This is a genomic window from Actinomycetota bacterium (assembly GCA_030774015.1).
Taxonomy (GTDB): Bacteria; Actinomycetota; UBA4738; order UBA4738; family JACQTL01; genus JALYLZ01.
Genome location: JALYLZ010000100.1, coordinates 1 through 7441 on the forward strand (window position 1 = coordinate 1; position 7441 = coordinate 7441).

The 7441-nt window shown below is 70.4% G+C and carries 8 protein-coding genes; 2 read left to right on the forward strand and 6 right to left on the reverse strand.

All coding sequences use genetic code 11. From position 1 onward, the window contains the following. Positions 1-122 precede the first annotated feature (122 nt). Together M3Q23_09930 and npdG are read right to left on the reverse strand one after the other, a co-directional pair. Positions 123-950 carry an alpha/beta fold hydrolase gene (locus M3Q23_09930; protein ID MDP9342391.1) on the reverse strand — a complete coding sequence of 276 codons (828 nt, stop codon included), beginning with the start codon at positions 948-950 and terminating at the stop codon, positions 123-125. After that, positions 943-1635 carry an NADPH-dependent F420 reductase gene (gene npdG, locus M3Q23_09935; protein ID MDP9342392.1) on the reverse strand — a complete coding sequence of 231 codons (693 nt, stop codon included), beginning with the start codon at positions 1633-1635 and terminating at the stop codon, positions 943-945. Before npdG ends, M3Q23_09930 begins: the two co-directional genes overlap by 8 nt. 48 nt (positions 1636-1683) lie before the next feature. Between npdG and M3Q23_09940 the strand changes: the two genes are divergently transcribed. Further along, positions 1684-1851: a hypothetical protein gene (locus M3Q23_09940; GenBank protein MDP9342393.1), complete on the forward strand. Its 168-nt coding sequence runs from the start codon at positions 1684-1686 to the stop codon at positions 1849-1851. 5 nt (positions 1852-1856) lie between these two features. Here the strand turns inward: M3Q23_09940 and M3Q23_09945 are convergent, their stop codons facing one another. Beyond that, complete coding sequence (locus tag M3Q23_09945) at positions 1857-2822, reverse strand: hypothetical protein (GenBank protein ID MDP9342394.1); 966 nt, start codon at positions 2820-2822, stop codon at positions 1857-1859. Positions 2823-3260: 438 nt separating this feature from the next. Between M3Q23_09945 and M3Q23_09950 the strand changes: the two genes are divergently transcribed. Next, entirely contained in the window at positions 3261-4268 is a 1008-nt protein-coding gene (locus tag M3Q23_09950; GenBank protein MDP9342395.1) for a hypothetical protein, read from the forward strand. Here M3Q23_09950 and M3Q23_09955 read toward each other — a convergent pair. The 3 genes from M3Q23_09955 to M3Q23_09965 form a co-directional block, all read right to left on the reverse strand. After that, positions 4265-4513 carry a hypothetical protein gene (locus M3Q23_09955; protein ID MDP9342396.1) on the reverse strand — a complete coding sequence of 83 codons (249 nt, stop codon included), beginning with the start codon at positions 4511-4513 and terminating at the stop codon, positions 4265-4267. The genes M3Q23_09950 and M3Q23_09955 overlap by 4 nt on opposite strands. A gap of 99 nt (positions 4514-4612) precedes the next feature. Next, complete coding sequence (locus M3Q23_09960) at positions 4613-6196, reverse strand: methylmalonyl-CoA mutase family protein (GenBank protein ID MDP9342397.1); 1584 nt, start codon at positions 6194-6196, stop codon at positions 4613-4615. A gap of 925 nt (positions 6197-7121) precedes the next feature. Further along, a partial coding sequence (locus M3Q23_09965; GenBank protein MDP9342398.1) for a dihydrofolate reductase family protein occupies positions 7122-7441 on the reverse strand: 320 nt, incomplete at its 5' end.

Sequence of the window (7441 nt, forward strand, 5' to 3'; positions counted from 1 at the left end):
CTGACGCTCGTCCAGGTGAGGGGCCAGTACCTTTACCATCTCGCCCACGGCCAGCTCGGGTGCCGCCACGCGGACAGGCTACACCGGAATCACCTAACACTCAGCTTATTCCGTTCCGATCCCTAAGCCTCGTTCTCCTCGACGAAGCTCATGTGGGCGCTGTGCTCGAACACCACCAGCGCCGCGCCGGGGATCGCGTCGGCCATGGCCGCCGCGGCCTCGGGGACGCAGGTCCGCTCGTGGCGGCCGGTCAGCACCAGCACGGGATGGCCGATCTCGCCCAGCCGGTCCTCGAGCTCGATCTCGCCATAGTCCCGCGCCGCGAAGGAGCGCCCCACGGCGGGCGCGAACCGGGCCCCGGCGGACCGCCGGTTGTACTCCTCGATCCGGGGATCGCGGGGGTCGGCGAAGTGGTACGGCATCTGGTCAGCCAGCAGCTCCGCCACGTCCTCCTGGGTCTGGGCCTCGAGCTCCCGTTCCCAGGACCGCCGGACCTGTTCGCGCAGCTCGACCGGCTCGAAGGCGGCGAGGTGCTCGTCCACGGATTCCAGATACCGGGCCGAGGGGACGCCGTGGGACACGATGGACTGTCCGAACCCCGGGAAGTCCACGGCGTGCTGGAGGGCCAGGAACGCGCCGAAGGAATGGCCGAGCACCGCGTAGCGGTCGAGGTCGAGGGCTTGCTTCAGCGCGGCGACGTCGGCGGCCATCCGTTCGATGGTCCAGGTCTCCTCCGGCGCGGCCTCCGACCGCCCCTGGGCCCGCTCGTCCACCAACAGCAGCCGGTACCGGTCCCCCAGGGGATCGAGGTAGTCGCCGAACATGTGGTGATCGAGCCCGGGGCCTCCGTGCAGGATCAGCACCGGGTACCCGTCGGTGCGGCCGCGCTCGACGACGTACAGCTTGGTGTCGCCGACGTCGATCAGGCGTGCCCGGTCCTCGTCATGCACCAGCAGGGGTTCCCCAGGCGTCCCGCCCCGTCAGGGCGACGCCGGCGTCCTTCAGCTTGTACTTGCGGTTGACCGAGACCATCAGCGCGGTGAGGGGCTCCACGATCCGGGCCATGGACAGGTCGCCCGCGTCCACCCACCGCAAGTTCGGGATCTGCTCCACCAGGCCGCCCACGGTGGCTTTCGCTTCGGGGTCCGCCCCGCACAGCAGGACGTCGCCGTCCATGGGGCGTTCGACGTCCTGGAGCGGCTCGGCCGAGATGGTGTGGAACCCGGCGACCAGCCGGGCCTCCTTGGGCAGGAGGGCCTTGGCCTGCTCGGCCGCCGAGCCGTGCCACGGCCGGATCACCTGCCAGGGCCGCCCGCCCACGGCGGTGGCGAGCGGGGTGGTGGTGTCCACCACGATCCGCCCGGCCGGGATGTGCGGCGCGATGGAGCGGTAGATGTCGGCCTGCCCAGCGTACGGGACAGTGACGAACACCAGCTCCGCCGCCGAGGCCGCCGTCTCGTTGGCGGTCCCGTCCACGGTGGCGCCGCCGCCCAGGATCCCTCTGGCCCGTTCTGCGGCCTGGGCGCCGCGCTCCTCCGACCTCGACCCGATGGTCATGTGGTGCCCCGCCCGAGCCAGCCGGAGCGCCAGGCCGAAGCCCTCGTCGCCCGTGCCGCCGATGACCGCGATGTCCATCGGCGGCGAAGCCTACAGGAACCCCCCTACACTCGCCGGACCGAACGCATGTCCTCCGACACCGTCACCAGCCTCGTTGAGCTCGCCGTGGGCCTGGGCTGCCTGGCCGCAGCGGTGGGCTCGTGGCGCCGGCCGTCGCTACGGTGGGTGGCCGTGCTGCTGGCCGTGGCGGGCCTGGCCGCGGTGGCTCACGCAGTGGTCGCCCTCGCAGCGTAACCGGCTCAGGATCCGACGGTGACGTCGATCCGGGTCACCAGGGGCGCCTCGTACTCGCCAATCCAAATGGAATCGGTGTTCGGCTCGAACGCCGCCGGATCGTGCGCGCCCTCCAGGTCCGCGATGGATCGGAGCCGGACGCACGCGTCGACCTCGCGGGTCAAGACGTTCAAGCCGCAAATGCCGGGTCCGGGAGTCCCGGGGCCGGCGATGAACCACGCTCGCCCATCCGCCACCGCGAACGGGCGGAAGTTGGAGATACCGACAGGCCGGCCCGACAATGCATTGGTCGAGGCGCTGACGAACGCGGCGACGGCTTGGTTCGGTCGCGACGGATCCCACGCGCTCAGCCACACGCCGGCGTCATCGGCAGCGATCAAGATTCCCGCGTTGCTGAAATCGACACTCGCCGCCACCCCGGTGCTCGCGTCGATGTGAAGAAGCGGTCCGAAGCACCTGTTGCCTCCCAGGCAGCGGTGCGTCACCAGCGCCCAGATGGAACCCGTGCCGGCAGCCATGTCGAACGGCGCATCGGAAACGGGAACACGACGGCCGATGGCGAGCGTCGAGGGGTCGATCTGCACGACCGCCCAGTCGCGCTCGCTGGGCTCGCCCTGGATCGCCCACACCCCGGTCGCGTCCACCACGACGGGCCCAGTGACCCCCACCACTCGTCCCGTGACCTCGTTCGTGCCCGCATCGATGCGAAGAAGCCTGTTGCCCTTCCCTTGGACGTAGACCGGCACCCAGGCCGCTCCGTCGCCGACGGCGAGGTTGTACGCGAACCCGTCGATGCGCACCGTGGCAACCACCCGATCACCGGCCGGATCGATATGAACAACCGCGCCCCTCCCGCGATCGTTCTCGGAGGTGGCCACCCAGACCGAGCCGTCCCCGGCCGCAACCGAGTAGGCCAACCCCGCGATGTGGATGCGGTCTGCCACCGTGGCCGTCACCTCGGGGAGTACCACGGAGGGTCCTGGAGGCGATGAGAGCCGAACCGAACCGCCCGTCGGAGCCGGCCTCGGGCCCGGTCCGGCGGTGCACGAGACCGCCAACCAGGTGAGCGCCCAGACGAGCCCGAGCGCAGCTCCTCCTCGCACCCGAGCCGGACCGACCTGATTCGCGTCGCAGTCCCGCATGCGCCCGATACGACTGACCAGACCGGGGAAACGGTCCAATGCCGGCCAGGATTGTCCCCCAGAGGAACCCGTTCGATGGCCCGCAGTCTGTAGCTTGCGGCCATGGGAATCTCTCGCACGGGCCTCGCCGTCGTCGCCGCCGTGGCGCTGTCCGCCTGCTCCGGCCGCAGCACAGCGGGTGAACCGTCGCGGCAGCACGCGCGCAGCCCCGTCGCTTCCACGAGCGCGTCGCCTGCACGGTCCGTCTCACCGACGCCATCTCCCTCGATGGCGTCGTCACTGGAGGTCGGGCCGCGGCTCGACCCCAAGAACCTGCCGGCGCTTCCGCCGACGGGCGTGGCCGTGGAAGTGCAGGACCGCGTGGTGTTCGTGGGGCTCGACGGCACGGTCCACGGGCACATCGACGACTTCCAGCTCGACTTCGACCTGCCCTTCTCGGTGGGGCTCCTGGCGGTGTCCGGTGGACAGGAGTTCGCCATCGACCCCGGACACGGAACGGTCCGAGGGCTGCGTGGGAACCAGGTCCCGCTGGCGGCCGGCGCCCGGCTCAGCCTGCACCCGACGGGCGACCAAGAAACGCACTGGACGCTCGACCTGGCCGGCGGCCGCCGGGTCATGTTTCCCCCTTCCCAGGTGCGCGTGTCGGTTGACCACGCCCTGGTGACCTCCCAGGTCTTCCGGATCCGCGATGGCTTCGCCCGCCCGGTGTCCTCGCGCGTCGTGGACACCGCTTCGGGCGCGACTGTTCGGCTCCCTCCGGCCTGCTGGGCGGCGGAGCGCCTGCCCGACTCGTGGGTGCTGGCGTGCTGGCCGTCGGGCCCCGGTCACCCGTCCTGGATCGGGGTGCTCGGCCCCCGCGGCGGCGTTCGCCGCTTGGTGCCCGCCCCCCGAGGGCCTGGCGGACAGGCGGCACTGGGCCACTGGGAGGGGGCCGAGGCCTCCCCCGATGGGTCCACGCTGCTGCTCCAGTGGTCCGGGGAGTGCGAGGTTCCGACGGCGTATCTGGCGCCCGCTTCAGGTGGCCGACCCCGTGCGGTGGTTCACGGACGGCCCCCGGTCGAGTCGGTCGCCCTCGGTTGGGCTCCACCCGCTCGTCTGGTGGTGTCCCTCCCCCAGGCTGCGTGCGGCGCAGGGTTCGAGCGACCGGGTGTGTACGTCCTCTCGCGTTCGGGAGGGAGCCGGCTCGTCTACGAGACGAATCCGGACGTCGATCGGGTGGTGCTGTGGCGGCGAAGCCCTGAGCGGACGCCGGCAAGCGGCACTGTCGCTCGCTAGCCTCCGCCGCCCACCTCGTCGTACTCGTCGTCCTCCACCGGCGTGGCCATGTGTCCGCGCTCCTCGTCGATGGTCTCCCACAGCGGCTCGGCCCAGTCCCGGATCGAGGGCCACATCCGCCAGAAGTTCTCCTTGGTGACCTCGCTCCAGGAGCGTTCCGCGTCCGCCGCGTCGAGCTTCTGCACGGTGTGATCGAGGACGAAGATCGCGGTGGAGAACCCGTACTCGAGCTGCTCGTCGACCATGCTGCCCTCCTTCGTGCGCTGTGGCGAGCCTAGCCGATGCCGGGTAGGCGGCGCCTCCGACGCTCCCTACCGCCTGGGCGGGCAAGCCTCCGGCGCCGCCTACCGTCCCGGGCGGTACTCCCCGAACACCCTGCGGAGCGCGTCGGAGACCTCGCCGAGCGTGGCCCGCGTGCGGAGCGCCTCCTTCATGGACGGCAGGAGGTTGCCGGTTCCCCGGGCCGTCTCCTCCACCTCGGCCAGCGCCGCGCGCACGGCGGCGTCGTCGCGCTCCTCCCGCAGCCGCCGGACCCGCTCGACCTGCCGGGCGACGTCCTCCTCGTCGATCAGCTGGATCTCGACCGGCTCCTCGTCCGCGTCCACGAACCGGTTGACCCCCACCACCACGCGCTGGCCCGACTCCAAACCCTGGTTGATCCGGTACGCGGCCTCGTGGATCTCGTCCTGGAAGAACCCCGCCTCGATCGCCGCCACGGCGCCGCCGATGCCGTCGATCTTCTCCAGGTACTCCCACGCCCGCTCCTCGATCTCGTTCGTGAGCGACTCCACGAAGTACGCGCCGCCCAGCGGGTCGACCGTGTCCGGCACACCGGTCTCGTGTCCGATCACCTGCTGGGTCCGCAGGGCGATCTTCACGGCGTGCTCCGTGGGCAGGGACAGCGCCTCGTCGAACGAGTTGGTGTGCAGCGACTGCGTCCCGCCCAGCACCGCCGCCAGGGCCTCCAGGGCCGTGCGCACGATGTTCGTCTCCGGCTGCTGGGCGGTGAGGGTGGCCCCGCCGGTCTGGGTGTGGAACCGGAGCATCGCGCTCCGTGGATCCTTGGCCCCGAACCGCTCGGTGACGATACGCGCCCACATCCGCCGGGCCACCCGGAACTTCGCCACCTCCTCGAAGAAGTTCATGTGGCACGCGAAGAAGAACGACAGCCGCGGGGCGAACCGGTCGATGGACAGCCCGGCCGCCAGGGCCGCCTCCACGTAGGCGATGGCGTTGGCCAGGGTGAAGGCGACCTCCTGCACTGCCGTGGACCCCGCCTCCCGCATGTGGTAGCCGGAGATGGAGATGGTGTTCCACTTCGGCAGGCGCTCACCGCAGTACGCGAACAGGTCCGTGATCAGCCGCATCGACGGCACCGGCGGATACACGTAGGTCCCCCGGGCCGCGTACTCCTTGAGGATGTCGTTCTGGACCGTGCCCTCGAGCTGCTCCGGGCCCACGCCCTGCTCCTCCGCCAGCAGCTCGTACAGCAGCAGAAGGATCGCCGCCGTTGCGTTGATGGTCATGGAGGTCGACACCTGGTCCAAAGGAATCCCGTCGAACAGCCGTCGCATGTCGTCGATCGAGTCGATGGCCACGCCGGTGCGGCCGACCTCGCCCTCGGCCCGGGGGTGGTCGGAGTCGAGACCCATCTGCGTGGGCAGGTCGAACGCCACCGACAGGCCGGTCTGGCCCCGGTCCAGGAGGTAGCGGAACCGCCGGTTGGTGGCGTCCGCGGACCCCATTCCGGCGTACTGCCGCATCGTCCACAGCCGGCCCCGGTACATCGACGGGTACACGCCCCGAGTGAACGGCGGCTGGCCCGGCTGCCCGAGGTCCCTGGCGGGGTCGAACCCTTCCAGGTCCGCGGCCTCGTAAACGGGCCGGATCTCGATCCCGGAGTCGGTCACCCGACGATCGTCCGCCATCGCCAGAAGCGTACCTCCGAGCACGCCGTGACGAGCCCGCACCCGGCCGCTTCCGCCGGCGCCTGCTCGCACCGCACGTCGTGGCCCAAGCGGACCCGTGACTAGTCACAGGACCACAGGAAATGACCCGACCGGAGAGTTTGAGGGGAGGCTTCGCGGGTAGGAAAGGGGCCGTCGTATGTGACAAAAGTGGGAAAGTGTCAATGCGACGACCGGCGACACAGTGTCGCTCGGGGGGACAGCAGGACCGAGTGCCCGCCCTTGGAAAGGGAGAGGTGGAGGGACGTGCGCAGGCCTACGGCCGTGCGCGCCGCGCTCCCAGCCCCAGCACCGAACGTGCTCGGGCTGCCCGCGAGCCGGCCGGCGACATCGCGTCGACGGACGCCGTAGAGGGGGAAATGCCCGTGAGAGAGGCCGCGGTCCGCTGAGTCCGCGGCCTCTCTACCTGCCTACTTGACGATCTCGAGGGTTGCCATCATCCCGGCGTCCTCGTGGCCCAGGCACTCATGAACGCGACCACCACCAGGGCCAGCCCCACCGCCACGCCCGCGGGCGCGCCCCACCGAACTCGCCTGCCGAAGAGCACCGCTCCCTCCCCCGCTCCGAAAGCGTCCGAGTGTACCCAAGGGCCGCGGGAGGTCCCCAGCAAGGCGGGCCCGACCTCTCCTAATGGTGTGTCGCTTAAATAGTGATCTGTCGTAGTGTGGGTGGGATGGTGGCTGCGGCTGGGGCTTTGGAGATGACGGGTGGGCGGCGGGTTGAGCTGGCAGGGGCTTGCTCGTTCGCACACCGCGCCGGCTCGGGAGGTGCGCCAGGCCAAGGCGTTGTTGTGGGCCGTCGCGGAGGGAACCGCTGCGGTGGGGCGCGCAAGAGCCGCGAACCAGGGCTTCATGATGCGGCCGGCTCGGGCTAGCAAGCCCGATGGCTATCTTCTCGGCTCGTACCGCATCGCCACTGCCCCCGAGCCGAACTCCAGCCGGCTCACGAGCTTCAAGTCGACATGCTTCGAGAGCCCCGCGAACAACGTCGGCCCGTGGCCCGCGAGCCTGGGATGCACCACGAACTCGTACTCATCGATCAATCCCAGCTCCGTCAACGCCAGTGGGAGCTTCACACCTCCCACGAACAGTCCCTTGCCCGACTCCCGCTTGAGTTGCTGAACGGCCTTGCCCAGATCCCCGCGCACGAGTTCCGCGTTCCAATCGACCTGCTCCAGGGTGCTCGACACGACGTACTTCTTTGCCG